This window comes from Oceanospirillum sanctuarii (assembly GCF_002150805.1).
GTDB lineage: Bacteria > Pseudomonadota > Gammaproteobacteria > Pseudomonadales > Halomonadaceae > Oceanospirillum > Oceanospirillum sanctuarii.
In genome coordinates this window covers 194,625-220,090 of the sequence record NZ_MTBA01000003.1, presented here as the reverse complement: position 1 = coordinate 220,090, position 25,466 = coordinate 194,625, and the positions used below count along the sequence as shown (strand labels likewise).

The following is a 25,466-nucleotide window of genomic DNA, read 5'->3' as shown; positions in this document are numbered from 1 at the left end:
AATTTTTAAACAAAAGAACCAAAACCTACGGTTTTGCGCAGGCGATCGATCAGGTCGCTGGCTTCGGCGCGTGCTTTTTCCGCACCCTTCTGCATCACATCCTCAACGTAGCCCATGTCGTTCATCAGCTCTTCGTACTTGCCGCGCGGCTCTTTCAGGTGATCGTTCACCAGTTCGAACAGGGAGTTTTTCATATCACCCCAGCCGATGCCGTTTTCGTACTGCTGGCGCATGTCTGCAATCTGGCTTTCGTTAGCAAAAGCCTGCCAGATCTGGAACAGGGTGCAATCCTCAGTGCTCTTCGGCTCGCCCGGCTCCAGTGAGTTAGTTTTGATCTTACGGATCAGCTTGAGCAGTTTCTTCTCAGAAACAAACAACGGAATCGTGTTGTTGTAGCTCTTACTCATCTTGCGGCCATCCAGACCGTTCAGCACAGCAACGCTTTCTTCGATGCGGGCTTCCGGCAGTTTGAAGTACTGGCCTTTGTAGATGTGGTTGAAACGACCGGCAACGTCACGGGCCATTTCGATATGCTGAATCTGGTCACGGCCAACCGGTACGTCGGTGGCGTTGAACATCAGAATGTCTGCTGCCATCAGGATCGGATAGCTGAACAGGCCCATGGTGATGCCTTTATCCGGATCAGCGCCGCCTTCAGCTTCGTTGTCCTGAACCGCTGCTTTATAGGCGTGGGCGCGGTTCATCAGACCCTTGGCGCAAACACAGGTCAGCAGCCAGGTCAGCTCGGTGATTTCAGGGATGTCAGACTGACGGTAGAAAACAGAGTTATCGGTATCCAGACCCAACGCCAGCCAGGTGGCAGCGATCTCGCGACGGGATTCCTGTACGCGTTTCGGATCGTGGCATTTGATCAAAGCGTGCAGGTCAGCCAGGAAGTAGAAAGATTCATTATTCGGATCACGGCTCGCTTCAATAGCGGGGCGGATCGCACCTACATAGTTACCCAGATGAGGGGTACCTGTGGTGGTGATGCCGGTTAAAACTCTGCGTTTTTCCATGTCGGATCTGTCTTCTGATTCAGTGTATAGATAGATCACCCGTGCTGAAAAAGCTCAGGTGTTCATAAGGTTGCGAACTATTCTAATCGTTCAGGGGCGGGGTTTAAACGGTGCTAAAGCCTTAAAAGGCCTGAGCACCGTTTTTCCTGATCTGTCTTCAGGATTATTGCAAACGGTTTGGTGCGGATTTGCAGCTTAACCGTTACAGCTCAACGGTAACCGCAGCAGCGGAGCGTTTGGCTTTCTCGATAGCAGTCTCAATGCTGTTTTCCAGTGCCAGAGCAACACCCATACGGCGTTCACCTTTAACTTCCGGCTTACCGAACAGACGCAGCTGGGTATCAGGTTCCGACAAAGCTGCCGCCAGATTACCAAAGCTTGCCTGTTCCGAGTCGCCTTCCACCAGAATCACAGCGGATGCTGCCGGGCCAAACTGACGGATAGAAGGGATTGGCAGACCCAGAATCGCACGGGCATGCAGAGCAAATTCCGACAGATCCTGAGAGATCAGAGTAACCATGCCAGTGTCGTGCGGGCGTGGGGATACTTCACTGAAGTAAACGTTATCGCCTTTAACAAACAGTTCAACGCCAAACAGACCACGGCCACCCAGAGCGTCTGTGATCGCTTTGCCGATACGCTGGGATTCTGCCAGAGCAACGTCTGACATCGCCTGTGGCTGCCAGGATTCACGGTAATCACCTTTCTCCTGACGGTGTCCGATAGGCGCGCAGAAGGAAGTGCCGCCTTCGTGACGCACGGTCAGCAGAGTGATCTCATAATCAAAATCAACAAAGCCTTCCACGATCACTTTACCGGCACCGGCGCGACCACCTTCCTGAGCGTAATCCCAGGCGTGATCCACATCCGCTTCAGAGCGAAGCAGGCTCTGGCCTTTACCGGAACTGGACATGATCGGCTTAACCACACAAGGGATGCCCACTTCCTTGATGGCAGCCAGATACTCTTCTTTGGTACCCGCAAACTTATAAGGCGAGGTGGAAAGCCCCAGTTCTTCAGCCGCCAGACGACGAATGCCTTCACGGTTCATGGTCAGCTGAGTGGCGCGGGCGGTGGGTACTACGGTGAAGCCTTCGCTTTCCAGTTCTGCCAGAGTATCGGTGGCGATCGCTTCGATCTCCGGTACGATCAGGTGTGGTTTTTCCTGCTCGATTACGTTGCGCAGGGCCGCGCCATCCAGCATAGAGATCACATGGCTGCGGTGAGCCACCTGCATGGCTGGTGCGTTGGCGTAACGATCAACGGCGATCACTTCGCAGCCCAGGCGTTGCAATTCGATAACCACTTCTTTGCCCAGCTCGCCGGAACCGCACATCAGAACGCGGGTTGCTGTCGGGCTCAGAGGGGTGCCGATGGATGGGCTGTTAGCAGATGAGCTTGCTTGCTGTGTCGATGTATTTGCTTGCTGTGTCGATGTATTTGCTTGCTGTGTCGATGTATTTGCTTGCTGTGTCATAACGTCAGGTCCTTAAAAATTAAAAGGCCAGCGGAAATTGAATTCCGCTGGCACCAGAAAGGAGATGAAAAACAAAATAGGTATCAGACCTCAAACGGCAACGAACGCCTGATCGAGGGTCGCCCGGCGCTGACAACTGTTCAGCACCTGACGTTTCTGGTCGTCGTTGTATGTGTTCCAGAGGCGGATCTCGTTGCCATCACGGTAGCAACCGATACAGAAACCTTCATCATTCAGTGCACAGATGCTGACACAAGGTGATGGTGTTGGCTTAGTGCTCTCAGACCCGTTTGCGGTCTGAGGCTGAGATACTTTTTGGCTCACAAAAACTCCAGATCGAGACACTTACCTGTCGGACACTGACAAAACGGTCTCTGAAAAATGCCGTATCGGCTATTCAATTTATGTTTGCTTCGGGGATCAGCTTTCTAATTTTTTAGAGGGGATTAATCATCCGCTCTGGGTTTGAGCTGCTCACGATAGCGGGCACCATTATCAACATAGTGCCGGGCGCTGGCTTCTAACATGGCATATTGGGCTTCGGTAATCTGGCGTTTAATCACCGCCGGAGCACCAACCACCAGAGACCCGTCAGGAATCTCCATGCCTTCTTTAACCACGGCGCCGGCGCCAATTATGCAGTATTTGCCAATTTTCGCACCATTTAAAACCACGGCATTCATGCCAATCAGGCTGTAATCACCAATTTCGCAGCCATGCAGCATCACTTTATGGCCGATGGTGACGCCTTTGCCCAGTGTCAGAGGAACGTCATCGTCCACATGCAGTACGGAGCCATCCTGCACATTGGACTGCTCGCCAATGGTAATCGTATCGTTATCAGCCCGAATGGTGACGTTAAACCAGACACTGGCCTGATGTCCGATGCGGACATCACCGATAAGATCAGCGCTCGGGGCGATAAAGTGCTCTCCGGACGCGAACTGTGCGCGTTTGTTTCCAAGATCGTAGATCACGGTTGGCTCCTTTTACGGTTACTGCTTATTGTTGTTTTTATCGTTTTTATGATGCCGGTTGTTTCCAACCTTTGGGGTGTGCTGCGTCGTCAACGCTTTCTGAGCACTTATTATGTGCTTCTGTTCTTACTGTTTTCTTATCGGGAATCAGTCACTGACCCGGCGATGCTTGCTCGGTTCAAGGTGGCGCAAGGGGCTGCCAGCCGGTGGCACCTTATTCAGTGAAAAGTCTGCTCCCAAACCTGTCTTAAGCAGGTCTACCAGCATCATGGCAGAGAGTCCCCAGATAACAAATTCGTCAAAGTGATAACAAGGCACGTAAATCGCCTTCTTCTCCACCGGAATCACATCGGTGTGGTGGCGTTCATCTTTCAGAAAGAAGCTCAGAGGTACACGGAAAATCGCATCCAGCTCATCTTCATTGGCGGTTAGCTCAATATCTTCCGGCACGATGCCTACCCAGGGCGTTACCCGAACACCCATGTGGGATATCACCTGATTGAGCTTGCCGATGATCTCTACCTGATCTGGCTGCATCGCCACTTCCTCTTCGCTTTCACGCAGAGCGGTGTGCTTCAGATTGCGGTCGGTTTTATCCTGCATGCCGCCGGGAAAGGCAACCTGACCGGAATGGCTGGACAGATGAGATGACCGTCGGGTCAGAATGATTTCAGGATTGTAGGGGTTGTCGGTCAGGGCGATCAGTACCGCCGCATCCGGATGAGCGCCCTTAATGCGCGCTGGGGTGAAGTTGCTCAGTCGGTCACGGAGCAGTGCCAGATAATCAGTGCTCTGGTCAGCAGAGGTGTTTGTCTTGTCAAAAGACAGATGTTCGGAGGTTTCTGCAGTCACAAGCTTGGGTCCCTGTTGCCTAGGATCTTTCCCATAGTAAAGGAGAATCACGCTTCTGGGAAAAGTTTGACGCTAGTCAATCGGGTTTTTCTGCCGTATTCTTTCAACAATATGCGGCAGGGGGCTTAGCCCGCTGATGAAACTAGCTCGAAACAGAAGGCTTTATAAGCTTTCGTAAAGGACAGTCTTTAGGATGAATTTTTGTAGCGAATGCGGTGAGAAAGTTCGGATCGGCATACCGGATGATGATAACCGTCCACGCCATATCTGTGATGCCTGCGATACGATTCACTACCAGAACCCTAAGATTGTTGCGGGCACGATTCCGGTCTACGGCGATAAGATTCTTCTCTGTAAACGCGCCATTGAGCCGCGAGTGGGCTATTGGACGTTGCCCGCTGGCTTTATGGAGAACGAAGAAACCACTGCTGAAGCCGCAGCCCGTGAAACCTGGGAAGAAGCACAGGCAAAAGTGGATGTCAGCCATCTGTATGTGCTGATCGATACCACAGTGATTAGTCAGGTTTATATGATGTTTCTGGCGGATCTGCCGAAGCCGGAATATGCTGCAGGCCCTGAAAGCCTTGAGGTAGAGCTGTTCACCGAAGAGGAGATTCCCTGGGGTGAGCTTGCGTTTCCGACCATTGAAAAGACCCTGCGCCTCTATTTTGAGGATCGTAAAAAAGGTCACTTCCCGTTGCATCAGTGCGATGTCAGTAAAGAAGACAGAGACCGTTTTTATTCCGCTATCGAAAACGCAAAAGCCAGCTAACCGCTGGCTTTTTTTTGCACCGATGAGTTCCGGCTTTCCGATCAGAGATCTTCCAGTCTGAACACATCATAAGCAGGTTCTTCGTAGGGATGAGCCAGCTTCATGGCGGCAATTGCCTGCTTAATCAGCTTGTCCTCGCACACCAGTTCAACCCGATATTCCTCCACAGTCTCCAGTTGGTCATGAGAGCCGATATGAGGATGACTGCCTTCCAGTGGTCTGAACTGCCCCTGACCTTTCACCTGCCAGCAGCAATGATCGTAATGGCCGATGCGTCCGGCTCCGGTTTCAAAAACCGCATTCTTGACCGGCTCAAGATGAGATTCGGGAACGAAAAAAGCGAGTTTGTACATAAGGTTTCCTTGCTTAATCAGCACTGTCATCCGGAATTGAGTCTATTAAGAATAGAAGCTGTTACAGCCCTGTGAAGCTTAAATTGTTTCCGGTTCAGAATCAGTTTTCAGAGGCTTCCGGGTGAGAAATCGTCAGTTGCTGTCGGCTTTTAAAGAAGCGTTCTTCGCCGGTTACCGGATCGGTAAACTCCAGTGTGTAGGCCAGTAGCTGCAGTGGATGGCTGTAGTCGTCGTGATCACCTTCCGGTTCCACTTCCGGATACCAGGGGTCGTTCTCAATCGGGATGCCCATGGATGCCAGATGCACCCGAAGCTGATGTTGGCGTCCGGTATGGGGCTTCATTTCGTACAGCGCCCGATCACCTTCTTGTATCAACAAATCAATTGCAGTTTCGCTATTGGGTTCGCCTTCGGCTTCTTTCATGGTGAAGAAGTGATCACCACGCACAATCAGGCTTTTATGCACGCGGGGAAGCGTCAGTTCCGGATTGATCGGTGCAACCGCACGATAGGTTTTCTGCACATTTCGCTGCTGGAACATCGTTTGGTACGCACCTCTGTGTTCCGGCTGTTTGCAGAGCAGAACCAGCCCCGCAGTTTCCCGGTCCAGTCGGTGTGACGGTGCCAGATCCGGCAGATTAAGACGGTTACGCAGACGGATCAGCAGGGTCTCTTTCAGATGGCGTCCCGCAGGAATGGTTGATAACCAATGAGGTTTGTCTGCGATAACGATCAGGTCGTCTTCGTAAACGATAGATTCTTCGAAAGGCACAGGCTGCTCGTCCGGCACTTCCCGGTAGTACCAGATCTTTTTACCGGCGATAAAGGCGGCGTCTTCCGCTAAGGGTTGGCCTTCATCATCCACCAGATCCCCTTTTGCTAAGCGCTGGCGCAGTACCTCGGGTTCAATATGAGGAAATCTGTGCTGCAGAAAACTCAGCAGGTTCGGCCAGCGGCCTTCCGGATGTTCTTCATCGCAGGGCAGCACCAGATAGCTGGGCGGCACACCGTCCCGGTAGGGCAGAGGTGAATTTTTTGAGGTGGAGCGTTGTTTCTTGCGAGCCATGGATAGTCCGGAATGAAGAGCGAAGACAATCGGTTTTATATCGATCAGGTGGCGGAATTGTAGGCTATTCGGCAGATGAGGTCATGGAACAGTTTTAGCTTGCTGTTTTAACCTGCTGAGCCTGAGCGCAAAAAAAAAGCGGGCCCTGAAAAAGGGCCCGAAATGAACATGGCTTTACAGAGGATAGCGATCAGAAAACCTAGCCACTTAAGGCTGCTTTCTTCCTGCTAAGTCGAACACGTCCCTGTGAGGGTGTGGGGTTGTTCTGTTGGTGTTCTATTTTGAATAAGTTACGTGATTAATGGGTAAATACCGGCATCATGCCCATGCCCCAGAGCACGACCGTGGTTACGATCATGCCAACCAGCACGACAAGGCCAACGGTCAGAATGGAGGTGCCAAACATAAAGGCCTGTTCTTCAGGGATTTCCATAACGGTTTCAACACCGTTGTAGAGCAGATAGATGGTATAGGCCACCGCCAGAAGACCGGCAAAAACTACAAACCAGAGCACTGGCCAGAGTCCGGCAAAGCCCGCCATAAAGAGCGGAGTGGAGGTGTAAGTTGTCAGCACCATGCAGCGGTCGAAGCTGGCATCAGCGCCATAGGTTTTTTCCATCCAGTGAACAGATTTTGCCATCACATAAACGCCAACCAGCAGGGCGAAATAGAAGGCGATGGAGATAGGCAGAGCGCTGGCGACGGTGAGTTTTACGTATTCACCTCCGGCGATACTCCAACCCATCTGGGTGGTTCCGATAAACATACAAAGGGGTGGGATAGCTGCTAACCAAACCAGATCGTTTTTATAGCAATCAACCCAGGTGTATTTCTCTTCGCGAATTTGCTGCCACTCAGCTTTTGGGTGATAGATCACCCCAAAAAGATGCTGAAACATGACGACCTCCTAACCTTTTCAGGTTTCTACAGATCTTTAAGCGCGGACTGCGCTTGTTATCATTTCATCCGGTCTTTGCTCGCTGCAAATTCCCGGTAGCCTTGGCTTTTCAGCACAGGCGATATGCAGAGGGCAAAGGTTCTGGCTGTTGAACGTGCATCTGTTTTTAGCCTGAGATTTTTTGCATCCCTTTAGCCAATAAACAGATAGTGATCCGCCAGCAACACCACAAACAGCCACATGATGTATCGGATCGAGAACCAGAAGGTTCGTATTGCCGCTTGTTTATCCTGCCCCTGATACAGTTTCCAGACGAACTGAACGAAACGGGCATTCAAAATCATCACGCCTGTTATATAGAGTAGACCACTCATTCCCGTGACGTAGGGCAATATTGTGGTCAGTATCATCAGAACCGTGTACAGAATAATTTGCAATTTGGTGAAAGCTTCGCCGTGAGTGACCGGTAACATAGGAATATCCGCCTTGGCGTATTCCTCCTTACGGTGCAGGGCCAGCGCCCAGAAGTGCGGTGGCGTCCAGGCGAAGATGATCAGCACGAGCAAGAGGCCGTGCGGGTCGAGCTGGCCGCTGATCGCTGTCCAGCCAAGCAACGGCGGTGCCGCTCCGGCAAGGCCGCCAATAGTGATATTTTGCGGCGTGGCGCGCTTCAGAATCGCGGTATAGATCACGGCATAACCGATCAGGGATGCCAACGTCAGCCATGCGGTGAGGGCATTCACAGCAACAAACAAAATCCCGATGCCCAGCGTGCCTATGATAAAGGCGAAGCCCAGTACCTGAGCCGGTTGCAGCTGTCCCTGAGGCAGAGGCCGGTAACGGGTTCGGGCCATAATACTGTCGATCTTCTCATCCAGCAGATGGTTAATGGCGGCAGCAGAACCAGCGGCTAAACCGATGCCGATCAGACCGAAAACCACCTTATCCACAGGGGGAAGACCGGGAACGGCGAGAAACATACCCACAACAGCGGTGAGCAACATCACAGCGACCACCTTGGGTTTGCACAGGTTGTAATAGCTGCTGAAGCTGGCGCGACCGGCAGCAGTTGGATGATGACGAGCGGCGAGTCTAGGCATGACGAATCACTCCTTTTGCCGGAATAGGCGGATGCATGGCGTTCAGACTCCAGAGCAGGTTGCTGATGGTCAGCAGCAGAAAGGCTCCGCCCAGATTGTGCAGAACAGCCAGACTTAATGGAAAATAGAACAGGACATTACTGATGCCGATGGCGATCTGTGCCAGAAGCGCAAACAGCAGCCAGAAAGCGCGACGTTGCAGAAAGAGCGTCATCGGGCGGCGCAACATATAAAGCGCAAGACCACCGACAAAGATCAGCACGATTAAAGCGCCGACCCTGTGGGTCAGGTGGATGGCAACACGGCCATCGCCATCCAGCTGGCCACCCAGATAATTAGGGCCAACGTGTTGGGTAAAGTTAAAGCCTTTCTCCATCGAAAGATTTGGCAGCCACTGTCCCTGACATTGAGGGAAATCCGGACAGGCGACCGCAGCATAGTTTGCACTGGTCCAGCCGCCAAGAGCGATCTGCAGCACGATCAGCAGAAAGGCGATGCTGGCCCAGTGGCGTAAGCGCCAGAGCAGGAGCCACTCGTGCTGACCGGTATCTTTTAACAGCAGAGAATCAAAGCGGATCTCGCTCCAGCCCTCTTCATCTCCGGACTTGTCTCTCAGGCGCTTCAGGCGAAGCGACAGCATATAAAGCAGTGTCAGTGTTGCCATGCCGCCTAACAGGTGCAGTGTGACCACCTGAGGCCAGAGTTTCAGGGTCACCGTCCACATTCCGAACATACCCTGCAGGATTACCAGAAAGAGCAGGAAATAGCTGTGCTTGGCCGGATAACCTGCTACCCGACGCCAGCGAAAGGCGAGAAAAGCGAGCCACATAATCACCAGACCCAGAGTGGATGCGGCATAGCGATGAATCATTTCCGGCCAGCCTTTGGCGGGATCTACCGTGTGTTCCGGGAATAGTTCGGCAGCGCGAGCCAATTGCTGTTCTGAGGTTGGCACCGTGAGATGGCCGTAGCAGCCCGGCCAGTCCGGGCAGCCGAGACCAGCATCCACCAGTCGTGTCCAGGCTCCCAGAGCGACTACGGTAAAAGCCAACAGAAAGGCGAAGCGGGTCAGCAACAGAGCATCATTCAGCACGCTGCGACGAAGAAAGGTCGTGCCCGACGCCCGTAAACGGTCGGATTGTCGGTAAAGGTTGGCAGGGGATCTGATCATATCCCACCTCCATAAAACTGGGTGTGCTTGCTCGGGTGCTGACTTGCCAGGGTTGTCGGGAGTCAGACTCAGCCCGTAGAGGAAGCCTTCAATAAACGTCTCAGGTCGCGCAGCAGATCACGCCCGGTATTGCTGTCGGCGTAACCTGTGACCAGATTGCCCATGGGATCAACGATAAGTACCTGATAGCCCTCTTTAAGCCAGGGGCGAGCCAGCCAGTCCGGTGTCGACATGGTCAGGCCGTGCCAGCGACGCACATCCTGACTACCCATGCCATCAAGAGTCAGAGGCAGTGCATTGCCCGCAGTGACCGGCTGCAGAAGAACCCGTCTGACACGGTCGCCCTCTTTGCCCAACGCTTTATGGATCTGCTGCAGATTCTGTTGCCATTGGGAGCAGCTTTCGCTGCAGGTATCCGGTGTTACCAGTACCAGCAGCCAGTGCTGTTTCAGGTTGTCAGGAAAGCCTTGTTCTGATTGCCATGGCCAGCGGTGCAGAGGTTCTTTTCCCGCTAAAAAATCACCGTTGTTGATGGTTTGAGCCGGTAACCAGACCTCAAAACGCACCATGATCCAGGCGAGAAAAAAAGGCACCATCAGGCAGCTGATAAGAAGCAGTAATCTCCGGCGGTTACGCCGGATCTCATGTTCGGTAAGCACATACATAAGATTCTCCTGACCCTGTTTGAGCGACTGTCAGGCAGCGCTCAGGGCGTTATTATTTTTGTTCAGAGATCTGTTTTTCTGGTTTAGAGAACAGTTTTGCGATTGATTCAGGTTTTGAGCAGTGGCAGGTCTTTGCGCTGTTCACTCTTTTAAAGCTAGCAAATATTGGCAGGTGTGCTGGTTTTATTTCAGGTCATCAGAGGTGTTTGTACGCTTGGTTTTTTTGCGACGCCAGAGAGGTCGGCTCCACATCAGAGTGAAGGTAAAGGCGAGGGCAAACCACTGTACGCTGTAGCCGACATGCTGCTCCGGTTGCATGTTGGGGCTGGTGGGGCGGGGAATCATTACGCCGGGCTGTCCGGCATCAGAAAGACGGAATTCATAATCAGGCAAGGCGTGGCCTGTGATCTCACTGAGTTGAGGAGCAGACAGTTGCTGCACCCGAACTGGCCAGGTCAGGTTGAGTTGTTCCGGTTGAAGATCATCCTGGAGGGCTTTGGCCTGAACCTGAATACTGACCGGCAGTAGCGGAGTATCAAACCCCGGCAGATCGCTACGAAGCCTTGGTGCCTCAATCCAGCCACGATTTACCAGAATCCAGCGGGGTGTCTCTTTGGTGGAATTTCCAATCAGACGGAACGGGGTTAGCAGGTGATAGCCGACCCGACCTTCGTAGGTTCGGTTATCCAGCAAAACAGAGCGATCAGGATCATAGATACCGTAGAGCTGATACTGGCTGTAGGGCGCAAGAACAGCCAATGCCAGTGGCTGATCGGTATTGGCAGCCCAGAGTTGAGCCTCAAGCACTTCCTGTTGCAGAGGTTGCGCGCGGCCTAAGCGTATCTGTTCCAGTAATTTCTCTTTCTCATCGGCGCGCTCCAGTTGCCAGAAGCCAAGCCCTGTGCAGAGCAAAATGGCCGCCAGCATCAGCAGATGAAAGCTAAGGCCGGGAATAGAGCCGATAAAATGAGCAGCACGAAAACCCTGCTCAGGTTTTGGAGAAACCTTGGGCGGGGTTTCGTTATTTTGCCCTTCACCCTTTTGAGGCGGTGGGTTGTCCGGTGAAAAAGGTGCTGTCATATCAGAATTCTGGCTGTCTCTTGCTCAGGAGCTAACTAAGCTTCAGGTAAGGATTGAGATTGCTGATCGGGAGCGACCCATGCTGAAACTTGTCATTGCACTTTTATTTATCGCGGTTGTTATCAGTCTAGCAGCCGGACTTCTGTTTTTGCTAAAACCCAAAAGCGAGTTAGCCAGTGTACGTTTGCTGACCTCGCTGAAATTCCGCATCGGATTAACGGCTCTGTTGTTGGTGCTGCTTGTGTGGGGCTTTGCCACCGGGGCACTGCATTCACAGGCCCCGTGGTAAGAGAAAGGGTGAGGAAAAAGAACTGAAAAAGCACAAGAGTCTAAACAGAAAAGACTAATCCTCAGAAGACATAAACAAAGAGGAAGAGTCCCAGCCAAACCACATCAACAAAGTGCCAGTACCAGGCTGCAGCTTCAAAGCCGAAATGTTGCTGCGGGGTAAAGTGGCCTTTCAGAATTCTCAGCAGCATCACCAGCAGAATAATACTGCCCATGGTGACATGCAGGCCGTGGAAGCCGGTGAGGATAAAGAAGGTGCCGCCATAGATGCCGGATTCAAGGGTTAAGCCCAGCTTGGTATAAGCCTCCACATATTCCTCTGCCTGAATCACCAGAAATGCGGCACCGAGTAGTAGCGTCAGCGCCAGCCAGCTGGCCAGAGCTCCACGCTTATTAGCTCTCAAGGCATGGTGAGCAAAGGTCAGAGTCACACTGGATGTGACCAGTAGCACGGTATTGATCAGAGGCAGATGCCAGGGATCGATAATCTGCTGCGGGCCGGAATAAGCCGAGGTATCCGGTGGCGTCATCAGAGGCCACTGAGCGACAAAATCAGGCCAGAGTAGTTCATGGGTCATGGCATTGCTGCCATCGCCAGCCAGCCAGGGCACCGCCAGCTGGCGTACATAGAAGAGAGCGCCGAAGAAGGCCGCAAAGAACATCACTTCTGAGAAGATAAACCAGCCCATCCCCCAACGGAATGAGCGATCCATCTGCTCATCGTAGAGTCCGCCCATGCTTTCTTCGATCACATTGCGGAACCAGCCAAAGAACATCCAGATAATGATGAGCGCACCGACAACGGACAGCCAGCGCAGCGGGCTATCGGGATGATTGATCATCTGCCCCGTGCCGAACATCAGCAGAAAAAGCCCGCTGGCAGCAACAATCGGCCAGTGGCTCTGATGGGGTACGTAATAGGATTGATGATCACCACTGTTGTGGTTGGCATCATGGGAGTCGTGCGCGTCTGATGAGTGAGATACGGTTGCCATAATTGCCTCCTCAGAGGTCTGAAGCCAGAGTCGGTTGATCAAGCCCGGTCGGATTATCGAGTAATGCCAGAGCCTGAGCGTTGTCCGTACTGCTGGTGATATCAAATAAGGTGTAAGCCAGTGTCAGGGTACCGATATGCTCCGGAAGCTTGGGATCTACCCGAAACAGCAGTGTCATCTGCTGATTAGCACCGGGACTGAGTTCCTGCTGTTCAAAACAGAAACACTGGGTTTTCAGCAGGTATTCCGCCCCTTCGGAAGGGCTGACGCTGGGCACCGCCTGAGCGGTCATGCGTTGAGTGGTTGGGTTGATCACGGTGAAGCTGACTTTTCTCAGCTCTCCCGGATGCACCCGAACCTTGTGCTCAGCGGCTTCAAACTCCCAGTTCATGCTGGCGTTTTTGTTGGTTAAAAACTGCACAGTTACCCAGCGGCTTTTATCCACCAGTAAGCCATCTTCAGTGGCGTAGGCTTTGCTGCTGGTTTTGCCGTTCAGTCCTGTGATATCGCAAAAGACGTCGTAAAGAGGCACCAGCAAAAAGCCGAAGGCGAACATGCCAATGGATGCTAATATCAGGCGCTTTACAGTTCTGATGGGGTTGCCTGCCGAACCTGAGTTGCTGACCTGTTGTGATCGGTTTGAATCTGGAGACGACATAACACTGCCCTCCGTTTATTCGTTTAAAGCGGCAGATCCCGGAATGGTCTCTGCCGCCATCTCAAAAGCCTTATTTCACTTCCGGTGGCGTACTGAAGGTGTGGTAAGGAGCCGGAGACGGAACTTCCCACTCCAGACCTTCTGCGCCTTCCCACGGATTAGCCTCAGCCTGTTTTCCGCCACGGATGCACTTGATCACGATGTAGAGGAAGAGCAGCTGGCTGAAGCCGAACAGGAAGCCACCGATACTGGCGATCATGTTGAAGTCGGCAAACTGCAGAGCGTAGTCGGGAATCCGGCGTGGCATACCTGCAAGGCCGATAAAGTGCATCGGGAAGAAGGTCAGATTCACACCTATCATCGACAGCCAGAAGTGCCATTTACCCAGGCATTCGTCGTACATGTGCCCCGTCCACTTCGGTAGCCAGTAATAAGCTCCGGCGATAATGGAGAACACGGCACCCGGCACCAGAACATAGTGGAAGTGCGCGACCACAAAGTAGGTGTCGTGGTACTGGAAGTCGGCGGGTGAAATCGCCAGCATCAGGCCGGAGAAGCCGCCGATGGTGAAGAGAACAATAAAGCCGATGGCAAACAACATAGGGGTCTCAAAGGTCATCGCCCCACGGAACATGGTGCTGACCCAGTTAAAGACTTTTACCCCAGTTGGCACCGCAATCAGCATGGTGGAGTACATAAAGAACAGCTCGCCAGCCAAGGGCAGACCCACGGTAAACATGTGGTGTGCCCAAACGATAAAGGAGAGCAGGGCGATGGAGGCTGTGGCGTACACCATAGAGGCGTAGCCAAACAGGCGCTTGCGGCTGAAGGCGGGCACAATATGGGAGATGATGCCAAACGCTGGCAGGATCATGATGTACACCTCGGGGTGGCCGAAGAACCAGAACAGATGCTGGAACAGAACCGGATCACCGCCACCACCGGCGTCAAAGAAGCTGGTGCCGAAGTGAATATCCATCAGCATCATGGTGATAACTCCAGCCAGAACCGGCATAACCGCAATCAGCAGGAAAGCCGTGATCAGCCAGGTCCAGACAAAGAGCGGCATTTTCATCAGCGTCATACCGGGGGCGCGCATATTCAGAATGGTGGCGATGACGTTGATCGCCCCCATAATGGAGCTGATACCCATCATGTGAACCGAGAAGATAAAGAAGGTCACACTCGGTGGCGCATACGTCGTGGATAGCGGCGCGTAGAAGGTCCAGCCAAAGTTTGGCCCGCCACCTTCCATCAGCAGGGTCGACAGCAGCATGGCAAAGGCGAAGGGCAGAATCCAGAAACTCAGGTTGTTCATCCTTGGCAGCGCCATATCCGGTGCGCCAACCATCATGGGGATCATCCAGTTGGCGAGGCCGACAAAGGCAGGCATAACGGCACCAAAGACCATAATCAGGCCGTGCATGGTGGTCATCTGGTTAAAAAATTCCGGCTGTACCAGTTGCAGGCCGGGCTGGAACAGCTCGCTGCGGATCACCAGTGCCATACAGCCACCGGTCAGAAACATGATAAAACTGAACCAGAGGTAAAGCGTACCTATGTCCTTATGGTTAGTGGTGTAGATCCAGCGGGTAATGCCTTTAGCCGGGCCGTGATGATCATGCCCGCTCTGATCGCTTTTTGACGGGCTTTGAGATGTGCTCTGTGCAATATCAGACATGATGTTTCTCCTCACTGACCCGCTTTCAGATGTTGCTGAATGTCTTGCGGCGTGACCATCTCACCTGTGTTATTTCCCCAGGCGTTACGTTCGTAGGTGATGACGGCGGCCAGATCGACAGGATCAAACTGACTGCCGTAAGCCGCCATGGCGGTTCCGGCTTTACCGAACAGCACGATTCTGATGTGACCCTCTTTGTCTTTTGTTGCCAGAGGGCTGTCTTTCAGTGCGGGGAAGGCACCGGGGATGCCCATACCGTTAGGCTGGTGACAGGCGGCGCAGGCGGTGTTGTAAACCTGTTCACCTTTGGCAACCAGCTCTTCCAGTGTCCACTCTTTGGCGGCGGACGCTGTTTTGGCGGCTTTAGCGGCCTGTTGTTCAGCAACCCAGTTCTGATACTCCTCGGGGGGAACCGCTTTCACCACGATGGGCATAAAACCGTGGTCTTTACCGCACAGTTCAGCGCATTGACCGCGATAGATGCCGGGCTTGTCGATTTTGGTCCAGGCCTCGTTGATAAAGCCGGGGATAGCATCTTTTTTCACCGCAAAATCCGGTACCCACCAGGAGTGAATGACGTCGTTTGAGGTCAGCAGAAAACGAATCTTCTGACCAACCGGCACCAGCAATGGATTGTCCACCTCCAGCAGATAGTTCTCGGTTTTCTCTGCCTGATTATTGATCTGCTCTTTCGGCGTGGTGAGGTTGCTGAAGAAGTCGATCTCTTCATTCAGGTACTGATAGCGCCACTTCCACTGATAGCCGGTGATCTGAATATCCACTTCAGATTCTGAGGTGTCGTACATCTGACGCAGAGTGGCAGTGGCAGGAATTGCCATACCTACCAGAATCAGCAGGGGTATGACGGTCCAGAGAATCTCGACAAAGGTGCTTTCGTGGAAGCTGGCGGCTTTGGCGCCCCGTGATTTCCGGTGATGGAGAATGGACCAGAACATGACACCAAAAACGATCAGGCCGATAACGACGCAGATCCAGAAGATGGTCATGTGCAGGTTGTAAACCGAGGCGCTGATTTCAGTAACGCCGACCGGCATATTCAGTTCCCAGTCAGCCTGAGCCTTAGGGGCGGCAAGCAGTTGGGCAAGCATCAGCAAGGGGAGGAGTAACAGGGCGAACAGCTGCGCTTTTTGGTCTCCTGCCAGCAGAAGAAAGCGTTTATCTTCTGAGACCGGAAATGAGCGCGGCATCGACGCAGCACAGGGCTTTTGCGTCCTTTTGCATACAGTATCCATGGGCCCACCTTCTTTATTATTTTGCGGTTGGCGTATTGAGTTATTCCCAGCTCTGGTGAGTCGCGGACAAAGCGTCAGCCTTGTAACCGTGGGATGGATCTGTAGCGTTAAATCAGAGCCTGGAATGCACGATCTTCTTGTTCAGGGCCAGCATCTGGCCGATTTTTCATCTTGAACATGCTTGAGTATAGACGGGGTTTGTCAGGCAGCAATTTTTCGGAGAGAAATTTAAGTAAGACGTTGTCTGTGCGAATAAAGGCTTTAAATGTCGCTATTATTCATAAAGTTGTGTCGATATTCTGGTTTGCTGTTTTTGATGGTGGCTTGCTTTTTTGGCGCTTTTGGTGGGCTCTGATCAGTTTTCTGTCAGCCAACGTACCAACATAACCAGCAGGAAAATCAGCAGCAGAGTCATCACAATTCCGGTGATGATATAGGGCCAGGGAGAGCTCTTCTGGAAGTCCTGCTGGCGCTTATCTTCACTCTGTACGCCGATAAAGGCCGCCAGAACACTTTGTATGACGGAGAGAATTGAGCGTATGATGCCCGCTCGATGCGCTATATATTTATTAACAGACAGCATAACTGGGCCTCTTTGCTCAGGTGTTTTTGCCAACGGTTTATGAGTCAGTCACCGACTCCTGAAAGTAGAGATATCCTCATTGAACGCTGCAGAACTGATGACAACTCCCGGCGCACTTGCCAATAACAATCTCCTTCTCTGGTTGCTGATGCTGGTCAGCCTGCTTTGTGTTGTACTGGCGGTGCTTTTAATGCGCCTGCAGCGCCTTAACCGTCAGTGCCGGGCTCAGCACGAGTTGCGAGAACAGGATCGTCAGCGTCTTACCGAAAGTCATCAGCTGTTGCGCCATCTGATCGACCATCTGCCCCAACTGATCGCGGCGAAAGATCAGCAGGGTGTCTACATAGAGTGTAATCAAAGCTATCTGAATTTTCTGGGACTTTCCCGGGATGCGGTTGTCGGCAAGCGCACCAGGGATGTGTTTACCAGTAACGATATCCATCGTTCCATGGAAGAGCAGGACGAGCAGGTGCGCCTTTCCAAGTCATCCCACTCACAATCCCGTTGGTTGGCCGGTGCTGATAATGAATTGCGACTGATTTCCACCCAGAAGTTGCCCTTGGTGGACTCTGCGGATCGTCTCTGGGGCGTACTCAGTATCAGTGAAGATACCACCGCTGAAAATCAGATGCGCCAGATCGATAAGCACCGTAACCGGGTTCTGGAACAGCTGGCGCAGGGTGCTCCGCTGCTCGACATCTTTAATGAACTGGTGACCTTTACCGAGGAGCTTTATCCCGGATTGCTTTGCTCGATTCTGCTGTTGGACGACAGAAGCCAGACGCTTCAGTTAGGGGCTGCTCCCAGTCTGCCTGATTTCTACAACAAGGTGGTACATGGTATTCGTATTGGTGAGGGGGTGGGCTCCTGCGGTACAGCCGCTTTTACCGGACGTCCGGTGCTTGTCAGCGATATTCAGAACCATCCTTACTGGCGAGGTTTTGAGGAGCTAACAGCCAAGGCCGGGCTTGCAGCTTGTTGGTCATTGCCGATCAAAAACCGTCAGGGCAAGGTGTTGGGGACTTTTGCTATCTACTACACCGAGCCTGCGGACCCAACACCGGACCAGATGGAGCTGATGATGGTAAATGCCCATCTTGCAGCCATCGCGATTGAAGCGGCCAAGATGGATGAACAGTTATCCCAGCTGTCCCAGGCGGTTGAGCATTCCGCAAGTTTTGTGGTGATCGCTGACAGTGAGCAGCGTATGGATTACGTCAATCATAGTCTGATGGAGGCGACTGGTTACCGCAGCGATCAGTTGAAAGGTCAGCCGATCAATATGCTGGCTGCGGATGATGAAGATCCTGAGTTGCAGGAAAGTATTCGTCAGACCGTGCAGCAGGGTGAGATCTGGCATGGTGAACGACGCTTTAAAGGTCTGGATGGTCAGGGTTTCTGGGTGATGAGTTCGGTAGCGCCAATCCGTAATGCCGACAATGAAGTGACCCATCTGGTGTGTGTCAGTGAAGATATCACCGCTCTGAAACAGGAACAGGAGCGCATGGCGCGACTGGCTTTCTATGACCCGCTGACAGGGCTTGCCAACCGCCGCCTGTTTAAAGATCGGCTTGATGTGGCCTTGAAACAGGCCCAGCGTCAACAGCAATCCCTGGCGCTGATCTATCTGGATCTGGATCGATTCAAGGCAGTGAATGACGAACACGGCCATGAAGTTGGCGATGAACTGTTGAAAGAGGTCGCGTTAAGACTGCAGCAAACCCTGCGTGAAAGCGATGTGATTGCCCGCATTGGTGGAGATGAATTCAATATTATTCTGCCGGATGTCACCGACAGTGATGCCGCAGAGCAGGTGGCAGATAAGGTACTGCAAGCGGTGGTTGAGCCTTTTGTCACCGGTGATATCGAACTTAAGGTGTCTGCCAGTATCGGCCTGACCCTGTATCCGGATGATGGCGTCGATGCCAAGCAGCTGATTAAGAATGCCGATGTAGCCATGTACCGCAGTAAAGCGCAGGGCAGAAACTGCCGTCTGCGCTATACCGCCTGAGATTTGGCTTTGCTTGCGTGATGAACTGAAGGGTCAATCGCTAGGTGTGAGTGGCAGGGTTGGTGCACTGCCGCTGGTTTCCAGAAATGAAGCCCGTCCGGTCTGGTCAGCGATCAGGCGTTCGGTCAGATTCTCCTGCATAAAATCCACAAAGGCGCGACTGGCTTTCGACAGGTAATGATTGCGCTTCCAGCCTAAACCGATATTCAGCGGAATCCGGGGGTTGAAAGGGATCGCCTTCAGATTATCTTCCGGCCGGATAATACCGGACAGCACAGTACTGATACCCACACCATTACTCACCATGGATTTCAGCAATTCGATCAGGTTGGTCTCAAAGCGGATATCCAGCTTGATATGGTGCTGCTTGGAGAATTTACTCACCGCTTCCCGCAGGAAATAACCTTCACGGAACAGGATTAACGGCTCGCGACAAAAGGTCTCCAGTGTGATGGTGTCATGGTTAGCCAGTGGGTGATCATCCGGGATACAGGCAACTATCTCCTCGAGGAAGAGCTCGACACTACGGATCTGCTCATGGGGGCGATCCAGTCGAACCAGTGCGATATCCAACTCACCTTCTAACAGCATCTGTTGCAGAGAGGCGGTACCGGCTTCCACAAGATTGATGCGGACTCGCGGATATTGGCGTTTAAACTGCGCCAGAATCTCCGGCAGGTAATAGGAGCTGAGCATACTGGATGCGCCGAATTGAATGGTGCCGGTTTCGCAGCCCTTAAGCTCCTGCAACTCAAGTTCCGCATCACCCACTGCATCCAGAATCTTCTGGGCGTGTCGTAGCAGAACCTTGCCATCCGAGGTCAGCGCCATCTTGCGTTCGGCCCGGTTGACCAGCTTCAGATCAACCTCTTCTTCCAGCTTCTTAATCGCCATACTCAGCGCAGGCTGGGCGATTCCGAGGTAGGTCGCGGTGTGGGTGAAGTTACCGATCTGCGCGAGCGCACAGAAATACTTGAGGCGCTTAATATCCATGACTCACCATTCGCAATAGTTATTAAAACTATACCTACTATATATTGTAATTATCGTTCCCGTCTCGTTAATTTGCTTAGTAATAAGACAAATAATAAAGCGAAAAGCTACTCCTCACAGGAGCAGCGTGCAAATTAGGGAGAATCTTATGGGCGCGCTATCTCATATTCGGGTATTGGATATGAGCCGTATTCTTGCAGGCCCCTGGGCCGGCCAGATGTTGGCAGATCTGGGAGCAGATGTGATCAAAGTTGAGCGACCTGAGCGCGGTGATGATACCCGCTGCTGGGGCCCGCCATGGATGCCGGTTGCGGACGAGCAGCGCGGCGAGGCCGCCTATTATTTGTGCGCAAACCGTAACAAGCGTTCGCTGGCGCTGGATATCACCAGTCCGCAGGGACAGGAGATTATCAAAAGTCTCGCTGCCCAGAGCGATATCCTGCTTGAAAACTATAAGGTTGGTGGCCTGAAAAAATACGGGCTGGATTATGACAGCCTGAAAGCCGTTAACCCTCGTCTTATCTATTGCTCAATTACCGGTTTTGGTCAGAACGGCCCTTATGCCAAACGGGCGGGCTATGATTTTCTGATTCAGGCCATGAGCGGTCTGATGAGTATCACCGGTGAGAAAGATGGCCGCCCCGGTGCTGGTCCGCAGAAAGTCGGGGTAGCCCTGACCGATGTGCTGACCGGGATGTACGCCACCACAGGTGTACTGGCTGCATTGGCCGCCCGTGAGCGAACCGGTGAAGGCCAGTATATTGATGTTGCCCTGATGGATGTGCAGGTAGCCTGCCTTGCCAATCAGGCGATGAACTATCTGGTTTCCGGTAACTCGCCAACCCGACTGGGTAACGCCCATCCCAATATCGTGCCCTATCAGAGTTTCGAAACCTCAGACGGTTATATGATTCTGGCGGTGGGCAACGATGATCAGTTTGCCAAATTCTGTCAGGAAGCCGGACAACCGGAGCTGGCCAAAGATGAGCGCTTTGCCACTAATGCTCAGCGAGTCGGTAACCGGGAGATTCTGATACCTCTGTTAGAGCCTCTGATCAAACGCCGGACGACCGCAGACTGGATCTCAGCTCTGGAAGCCCTCTCGGTACCCTGCGGCCCAATCAACAGCATCGGCGAAGCCTTTGAAGATCCGCAGATCAAAGCACGGCAGATGCAGATTGAGATTCCCCACCCTACGGCGAACAGCGGTAGCTCTCCCTCCGTGGCAAACCCGCTGAAGATGTCCGGAACGCCGATCACCTACGATAACCCCGCACCACTTCTTGGTGAACATACCCGCAAAGTTCTGGAAGAAGCAGGACTGACACCGGATCAGATTGAAAACCTGCTGGAGAAGGGAGTGATTTCTTCCCGCCAGTAATCTGAGGGTGTGAAGAAAGGAGTTCTTACTGCTTATATAGGTGTTAATCTTTAGTCTAATCAGGGCGTGCCGGAAGGTGCGCCTTTTTTGGTTTGGGCAAGATAAAAAATGACCTGTAAAACAGCGAAAAAAGATGACGAAAAAGAGATTTTTTCATCTGCGCCAGAAAGAAAAAAAGCCCCAAAATAAGGCGTTGTTTATAAAACCCTGCCCGGAGAAAGGCCTGAAGGCCGTATGGTTATTAGTTTTGAGCGTGAGGCAGGTCAATTTATTGATTGGCGATAAAAGCTATCTTATTGAAAATTATCACTTATTTACCCTTCCTGACCTAAGCTGATGCAGTGCTTTTCACTTCTGCCCATCAATAATGCATAAGCTTAAGTATCAAAAAAAATTATCATAAATATAATTGTCATATTCTTTACTTATTTAACCTGTCTATATACCTTCGGGGCTAGTCTGCGATGCAGTGCCGGCAAACGGCTAAGAAATACAGGCTATTTCTTAGCTGATACGGAGTCGTTTTCCTTCGGGTAAGCCCTTCACTTTGTTGCACTCTTTGTAGCTCCGATGATGTCCTCTTATCGTCGACCCTATTACCGGTTTAAAACCACTACAGATGGTTATCCCGGTGCAGATGATGCCCCTAAACTGAAATAACAATTAAAGTGAGCAAAAAGATGCTGAAAAAAATCGGTCAACTCAAGAAACAGATTCTGACGGGTTCCCTGGCTGCTGTAATGGGCCTGGGCGCTATGACTTCCACTGCACAAGCAGCAGAGCACAACTGGCGCTTTGCTAACCTGTACTCCCGTGGTACTGCTTTCGGTGAAGTTTACGGCAACATGGCTAAGAACATCGAAGAGATGTCCGGTGGCCGTATCTCCGTAAAAATGATGTACGCCGGTGAAGGTGTTTCCACTACAGGTATTCTGGGTGCGGTTAAGTCTGGCCTGATCACCATGGGTGCTCACTTCCAGCCAATGAACGCCGGTGAACTGCCAGCGGGTATCGTTGAAGTTGGTCTGCCAGGTGGTACTGCTGACGTTGCTAAACTGAGCGTTCTGTTCCACGAAGATGGCTGGAACGAAGTTCTGACTAAAGCATACGGCGAGCAAGGTCTGGTTTACCTGGATCCTTACATCCAGCCACCGGTTTACCTGCTGACTAAAAAGCCAATCAACTCTGTTGCAGACTTTAAAGGTCTGAAACTGCGTGCTCCGGGCGCATACGGCAAGTTCGTACGTAACCTGGGTGCATCTCCTGTATCTATGACCTGGAGCGAGATCTACACCGGTCTGGCAACTGGCGTAATCGACGGTTCTATCGGTTCTAACCTGATCGACCACCGCGATGGTAACCACGTAGAAGTTGCTAAGTACATGTACCGTCTGCCTCTGGCGGGTGCACAGGTACTGCCTGTTGTGGTTAACCAGAAAGCATGGAACAAACTGCCTGCTGATCTGAAAGCGATCGTTAAAGCAGCAACGACTGTTCACGCTCGTGAGCAGATGACTAAGTCTCGTCTGTGGGAAGCTGAAGCAATCGCTGATATGGAAGCGAAAGGCATGAAGTGGAGCCCAGAGCCAAGCGAAGCTGACAAAGCTGCATGGGCTAAAGCGGGTGAGTCTCTGTGGGACGAGTACGCGAAGTCTGACAAGTTCAGCGCTGAGCTGATTGAGATCCTGAAAAAGTAAGCTTCCGGCTTATTGGAATGTCAGGTTCCGTTGTTAAATAAAGGGCGAACTCCGCCCTTTATTTTTTTTTCACTGCAGGCATAGTGTTATGGTTAAAAAAATATTTATATTTTACTGCTCATGGATTGATCGGCTCGTTCGCTTCATAGGGAAAAGCGTCTCTGTTCTGATGCCCCTGTTGGCGGCTGTGATCGCATTCGAAGTGGGTTCGCGATACATTTTTAACCAGCCTACTATCTGGGCTTACGATACCTCTTTGTTCCTGTCTGCGTATCTGGTGGGTTTGGGCGGTGCTTACGCCTATCAGAAAAAAACGCACATCAACGTCGATATTCTCTATCTTGCCGTTTCACCAAAGACTAAGCGTGTTTTTGATGTCCTGACCGGACTGCTGGGCATTTTCTTTATGTTTGTCCTGATGATGATCGCTTACGAAAAGTTTGGTGAGGCGCTGCAGTTCAACTATCGCAAGATGAGTAACTGGGCTCCGCCGACCCATCATTTCTGGATGATGCTGGTGGTATCCGGTGCACTGATCACTCTGCAGATCACCAGTAATATGGTGAAAGATATCTATTATGTTGTGGCCGGACATGCGTTGATCTCTGAGCCAGAAGAAGAGGATGAAGACGATGGGAATTGAGTTGCTCAGCGGTGTTCTGCTGCTCTGTATTCTGGTGAGCTTTGCGCTGGGTGCCCCGGTTGGGTTTGCACTGGGCGGTATTGCGATGGCCGTGGGTTATGCAACCTGGGGTGAAGGTATTTTCAATATTCTGCCAAATACCTTCGAATCGACCATGTTCAGCTTTATTCTGCTGGCGATTCCTCTTTATATCTACATGGGACAGCTGCTGACCCGATCCGGTATCGGTGATGCGATGTTCAACGCCAGCCAGCTGGTGATCGGTAAGATCCGTGGTTCTCTGGCAATCAGCGTGATCGGCGTATGTTCCATGATTGGCGCTATGGTGGGCATTATCGGTGCCGGCATCATGACCTCCGGTAGTATTGCTCTGAAACCTATGCTGGATCGTGGTTACGACAAGCGTCTGGCGCTGGGTGTGATCATGGCTGGTGGTGGTCTGGGTATTCTGATTCCACCAAGCGTACCTATGATTATGTTCGCTGCATCCACCCAGAACTCCGTGGGTAAGATGTTCATGGCGGCGCTGTTCCCGGCGGCTCTGGCGATTATCGTTCTGGTAGCCTACATCCTGATCAGCTGTAAGCTGAATCCGGAGCGTGCGCCTATGGGCACGGGTGCTGAAGCCAAGATGACACCGAAAGAAAAAGCCCGCACCCTGCGTGACGGCTTTATGTCGGTACTTCTGATCTTCGCAGTACTGGGCAGTATTATCAGCGGTATTGCAACACCAACCGAGTCCGGTGCTATCGGTGTTGTTGGTGCGATTATTCTCGCCTTCTTCTTTAAGCGTTTCCGACTGGGGATGTTTAAGATGGCTGGCATGGAAACCGCAATGCTGGTTTCTGTAGCGATGTGGATCATCCTGGGTGCGTCTCTGTTCAGTAACTTCCATCTGCTGATGGGTGTTCAGGACATGATTGCCAACTTCACCAAAGATCTGGGTCTTCCACCTCTGGGTGTGATTATCCTGATGCAGCTGGTGATGCTGGGTCTTGGCTTTATCATCGACGAATTCATCATCGTTCTGATGTGTGCGCCGCTATTCACGCCAATCGTGGTTGATCTGGGCTTTGACCCGATCTGGTTCGGTATTCTGATGATTCTGAACATTGAGATCGCGGTACAAACACCGCCATACGGTTTCGCACTCTTCTATCTTAAAGGTATCGCACCGCCCGATGTCACCATGCTCGACATCTATAAATCGGTGACTCCTTTCATCCTGCTGAAACTGATGGTGCTGATCATCTGTATGCTGAATCCGGATCTGGTGATGTGGCTGCCAAATAAGGTAATGGGATAGATTATGTACAACACAGTTTTGATCCCGATGGATCTGGAACATGAAGACATGTTCCCTAAAGCGGTTGCGCTGGCGCAGCAGTTGATTGGTGATGAAAAAGGTGAGATCCACGGGATCTATGTGGATCAGAATCTGGTGCATCACGGCAACTTCTCCCTGTCAGAAGATGCAGTAAAGCAGGCGCAGGACGATATGAAGCAGCAGGTGAAGAGCCTGTTCAAAAAATACGTTCCTGAGCATCTGCGCGGTAAATGCCGTGTGAAGTCCGGTGTGGTTTACGACACCGTGCTGGAAGAGGCCGAGAAGGTAAAACCTGAAGTCATTATTGTGGCTGCGGGTCGTCCGGGTTTCTCCAGCTATCTTCTGGGTTCAAACGCTGAGAAGATTCTGCGTCACGCCAACTGCTCTGTCTTTGTCGTTCGCGACGAGAAGAAATGGTAAGCATGACCGGAAGCCCGCTTTAAAAGCGAGGCAAAGGGTACAAAAAAACCTCAGACGCTTCGGCGGCTGAGGTTTTTTTATATCTGCTTTTTTAACTCTGTTGGTT

Annotated in this window: 26 protein-coding genes; 8 read left to right on the top strand and 18 right to left on the bottom strand. The window is 52.0% G+C overall.

Annotated features, from left to right (window positions below):
* Window positions 1-5: 5 nt before the first annotated feature.
* From BV405_RS04815 to BV405_RS04795, 5 genes are all read right to left on the bottom strand, one after another.
* The gene (locus BV405_RS04815; protein ID WP_086479734.1) at window positions 6-1,019 is read right to left on the bottom strand and encodes a tryptophan--tRNA ligase; all 1,014 of its coding nucleotides are present in this window, start codon (window positions 1,017-1,019) and stop codon (window positions 6-8) included.
* A gap of 202 nt (window positions 1,020-1,221) precedes the next feature.
* Entirely contained in the window at window positions 1,222-2,355 is a 1,134-nt protein-coding gene (purT, locus tag BV405_RS04810; protein ID WP_245832262.1) for a formate-dependent phosphoribosylglycinamide formyltransferase, read from the bottom strand.
* Between the two features lie 231 nt (window positions 2,356-2,586).
* Window positions 2,587-2,820, bottom strand: coding sequence for a DUF1289 domain-containing protein (locus BV405_RS04805; protein ID WP_086479732.1), 234 nt, complete (start codon window positions 2,818-2,820; stop codon window positions 2,587-2,589).
* Window positions 2,821-2,942: 122 nt separating this feature from the next.
* Window positions 2,943-3,473 (bottom strand): gamma carbonic anhydrase family protein, encoded by a 531-nt coding sequence (locus BV405_RS04800; protein WP_086479731.1) that lies wholly within the window; start codon window positions 3,471-3,473, stop codon window positions 2,943-2,945.
* Between the two features lie 147 nt (window positions 3,474-3,620).
* Window positions 3,621-4,325: a CoA pyrophosphatase gene (locus BV405_RS04795; protein ID WP_086479730.1), complete on the bottom strand. Its 705-nt coding sequence runs from the start codon at window positions 4,323-4,325 to the stop codon at window positions 3,621-3,623.
* A 193-nt stretch (window positions 4,326-4,518) separates the two neighbouring features.
* Between BV405_RS04795 and BV405_RS04790 the strand changes: the two genes are divergently transcribed.
* The gene (locus BV405_RS04790; protein ID WP_086479729.1) at window positions 4,519-5,097 is read left to right on the top strand and encodes an NUDIX hydrolase; all 579 of its coding nucleotides are present in this window, start codon (window positions 4,519-4,521) and stop codon (window positions 5,095-5,097) included.
* A 41-nt stretch (window positions 5,098-5,138) separates the two neighbouring features.
* Here BV405_RS04790 and BV405_RS04785 read toward each other — a convergent pair whose 3' ends face one another.
* From BV405_RS04785 to BV405_RS04755, 7 genes are all read right to left on the bottom strand, one after another.
* Window positions 5,139-5,450 carry a YqfO family protein gene (locus BV405_RS04785; protein WP_086479728.1) on the bottom strand — a complete coding sequence of 104 codons (312 nt, stop codon included), beginning with the start codon at window positions 5,448-5,450 and terminating at the stop codon, window positions 5,139-5,141.
* Window positions 5,451-5,550: 100 nt separating this feature from the next.
* The gene (locus BV405_RS04780) at window positions 5,551-6,516 is read right to left on the bottom strand and encodes a pseudouridine synthase (protein WP_086479727.1); all 966 of its coding nucleotides are present in this window, start codon (window positions 6,514-6,516) and stop codon (window positions 5,551-5,553) included.
* Between the two features lie 298 nt (window positions 6,517-6,814).
* Window positions 6,815-7,414, bottom strand: a complete 600-nt coding sequence (locus BV405_RS04775; RefSeq protein WP_086479726.1) for a Yip1 family protein — start codon at window positions 7,412-7,414, stop codon at window positions 6,815-6,817.
* 191 nt (window positions 7,415-7,605) lie between these two features.
* Entirely contained in the window at window positions 7,606-8,514 is a 909-nt protein-coding gene (gene cyoE, locus BV405_RS04770) for a heme o synthase (protein ID WP_086479725.1), read from the bottom strand.
* Entirely contained in the window at window positions 8,507-9,685 is a 1,179-nt protein-coding gene (locus BV405_RS04765) for a COX15/CtaA family protein (protein WP_086479724.1), read from the bottom strand. Before BV405_RS04765 ends, cyoE begins: the two co-directional genes overlap by 8 nt.
* A 68-nt stretch (window positions 9,686-9,753) precedes the next feature.
* Window positions 9,754-10,350 carry a hypothetical protein gene (locus tag BV405_RS04760; RefSeq protein WP_086479723.1) on the bottom strand — a complete coding sequence of 199 codons (597 nt, stop codon included), beginning with the start codon at window positions 10,348-10,350 and terminating at the stop codon, window positions 9,754-9,756.
* A 183-nt stretch (window positions 10,351-10,533) separates the two neighbouring features.
* A complete protein-coding gene (locus BV405_RS04755) occupies window positions 10,534-11,430 on the bottom strand; it encodes an SURF1 family protein (protein WP_086479722.1) in 897 nt (298 codons plus the stop codon).
* A 79-nt stretch (window positions 11,431-11,509) separates the two neighbouring features.
* Here BV405_RS04755 and BV405_RS04750 point away from each other — a divergent pair, with 79 nt between their 5' ends.
* Window positions 11,510-11,719, top strand: a complete 210-nt coding sequence (locus tag BV405_RS04750) for a DUF2909 family protein (RefSeq protein WP_086480140.1) — start codon at window positions 11,510-11,512, stop codon at window positions 11,717-11,719.
* 61 nt (window positions 11,720-11,780) lie between these two features.
* Here BV405_RS04750 and BV405_RS04745 read toward each other — a convergent pair whose 3' ends face one another.
* From BV405_RS04745 to BV405_RS04725, 5 genes are all read right to left on the bottom strand, one after another.
* Window positions 11,781-12,713, bottom strand: coding sequence for a cytochrome c oxidase subunit 3 (locus BV405_RS04745; RefSeq protein ID WP_086479721.1), 933 nt, complete (start codon window positions 12,711-12,713; stop codon window positions 11,781-11,783).
* A 10-nt stretch (window positions 12,714-12,723) separates the two neighbouring features.
* Window positions 12,724-13,371, bottom strand: a complete 648-nt coding sequence (locus BV405_RS04740) for a cytochrome c oxidase assembly protein (protein ID WP_086479720.1) — start codon at window positions 13,369-13,371, stop codon at window positions 12,724-12,726.
* 70 nt (window positions 13,372-13,441) lie between these two features.
* Entirely contained in the window at window positions 13,442-15,052 is a 1,611-nt protein-coding gene (ctaD, locus tag BV405_RS04735) for a cytochrome c oxidase subunit I (RefSeq protein WP_086479719.1), read from the bottom strand.
* Between the two features lie 11 nt (window positions 15,053-15,063).
* Window positions 15,064-16,161 carry a cytochrome c oxidase subunit II gene (gene coxB, locus BV405_RS04730; protein ID WP_086480139.1) on the bottom strand — a complete coding sequence of 366 codons (1,098 nt, stop codon included), beginning with the start codon at window positions 16,159-16,161 and terminating at the stop codon, window positions 15,064-15,066.
* A gap of 499 nt (window positions 16,162-16,660) precedes the next feature.
* Entirely contained in the window at window positions 16,661-16,888 is a 228-nt protein-coding gene (locus BV405_RS04725) for a DUF2970 domain-containing protein (protein ID WP_176330050.1), read from the bottom strand.
* Window positions 16,889-16,967: 79 nt separating this feature from the next.
* Here BV405_RS04725 and BV405_RS04720 point away from each other — a divergent pair, with 79 nt between their 5' ends.
* Entirely contained in the window at window positions 16,968-18,899 is a 1,932-nt protein-coding gene (locus BV405_RS04720) for a diguanylate cyclase domain-containing protein (protein WP_086479718.1), read from the top strand.
* 33 nt (window positions 18,900-18,932) lie between these two features.
* Here BV405_RS04720 and BV405_RS04715 read toward each other — a convergent pair whose 3' ends face one another.
* Window positions 18,933-19,892, bottom strand: a complete 960-nt coding sequence (locus BV405_RS04715) for a LysR family transcriptional regulator (protein WP_086479717.1) — start codon at window positions 19,890-19,892, stop codon at window positions 18,933-18,935.
* Between the two features lie 148 nt (window positions 19,893-20,040).
* On the opposite strand from BV405_RS04715, the gene BV405_RS04710 reads away from it, so the two are divergent.
* From BV405_RS04710 to BV405_RS04685, 5 genes are all read left to right on the top strand, one after another.
* Window positions 20,041-21,273, top strand: a complete 1,233-nt coding sequence (locus BV405_RS04710; protein ID WP_086479716.1) for a CaiB/BaiF CoA transferase family protein — start codon at window positions 20,041-20,043, stop codon at window positions 21,271-21,273.
* A gap of 680 nt (window positions 21,274-21,953) precedes the next feature.
* Complete coding sequence (locus tag BV405_RS04700) at window positions 21,954-22,970, top strand: TRAP transporter substrate-binding protein (RefSeq protein WP_086479714.1); 1,017 nt, start codon at window positions 21,954-21,956, stop codon at window positions 22,968-22,970.
* Between the two features lie 169 nt (window positions 22,971-23,139).
* Window positions 23,140-23,613, top strand: coding sequence for a TRAP transporter small permease subunit (locus BV405_RS04695; RefSeq protein WP_245832238.1), 474 nt, complete (start codon window positions 23,140-23,142; stop codon window positions 23,611-23,613).
* On the top strand, window positions 23,603-24,919 hold the full coding sequence (locus tag BV405_RS04690) for a TRAP transporter large permease (RefSeq protein ID WP_086479712.1): 1,317 nt from the start codon (window positions 23,603-23,605) through the stop codon (window positions 24,917-24,919). The genes BV405_RS04695 and BV405_RS04690 overlap by 11 nt, the downstream gene beginning before the upstream one ends.
* 3 nt (window positions 24,920-24,922) lie before the next feature.
* Window positions 24,923-25,360: a universal stress protein gene (locus BV405_RS04685; RefSeq protein WP_086479711.1), complete on the top strand. Its 438-nt coding sequence runs from the start codon at window positions 24,923-24,925 to the stop codon at window positions 25,358-25,360.
* Window positions 25,361-25,466: the final 106 nt, after the last annotated feature.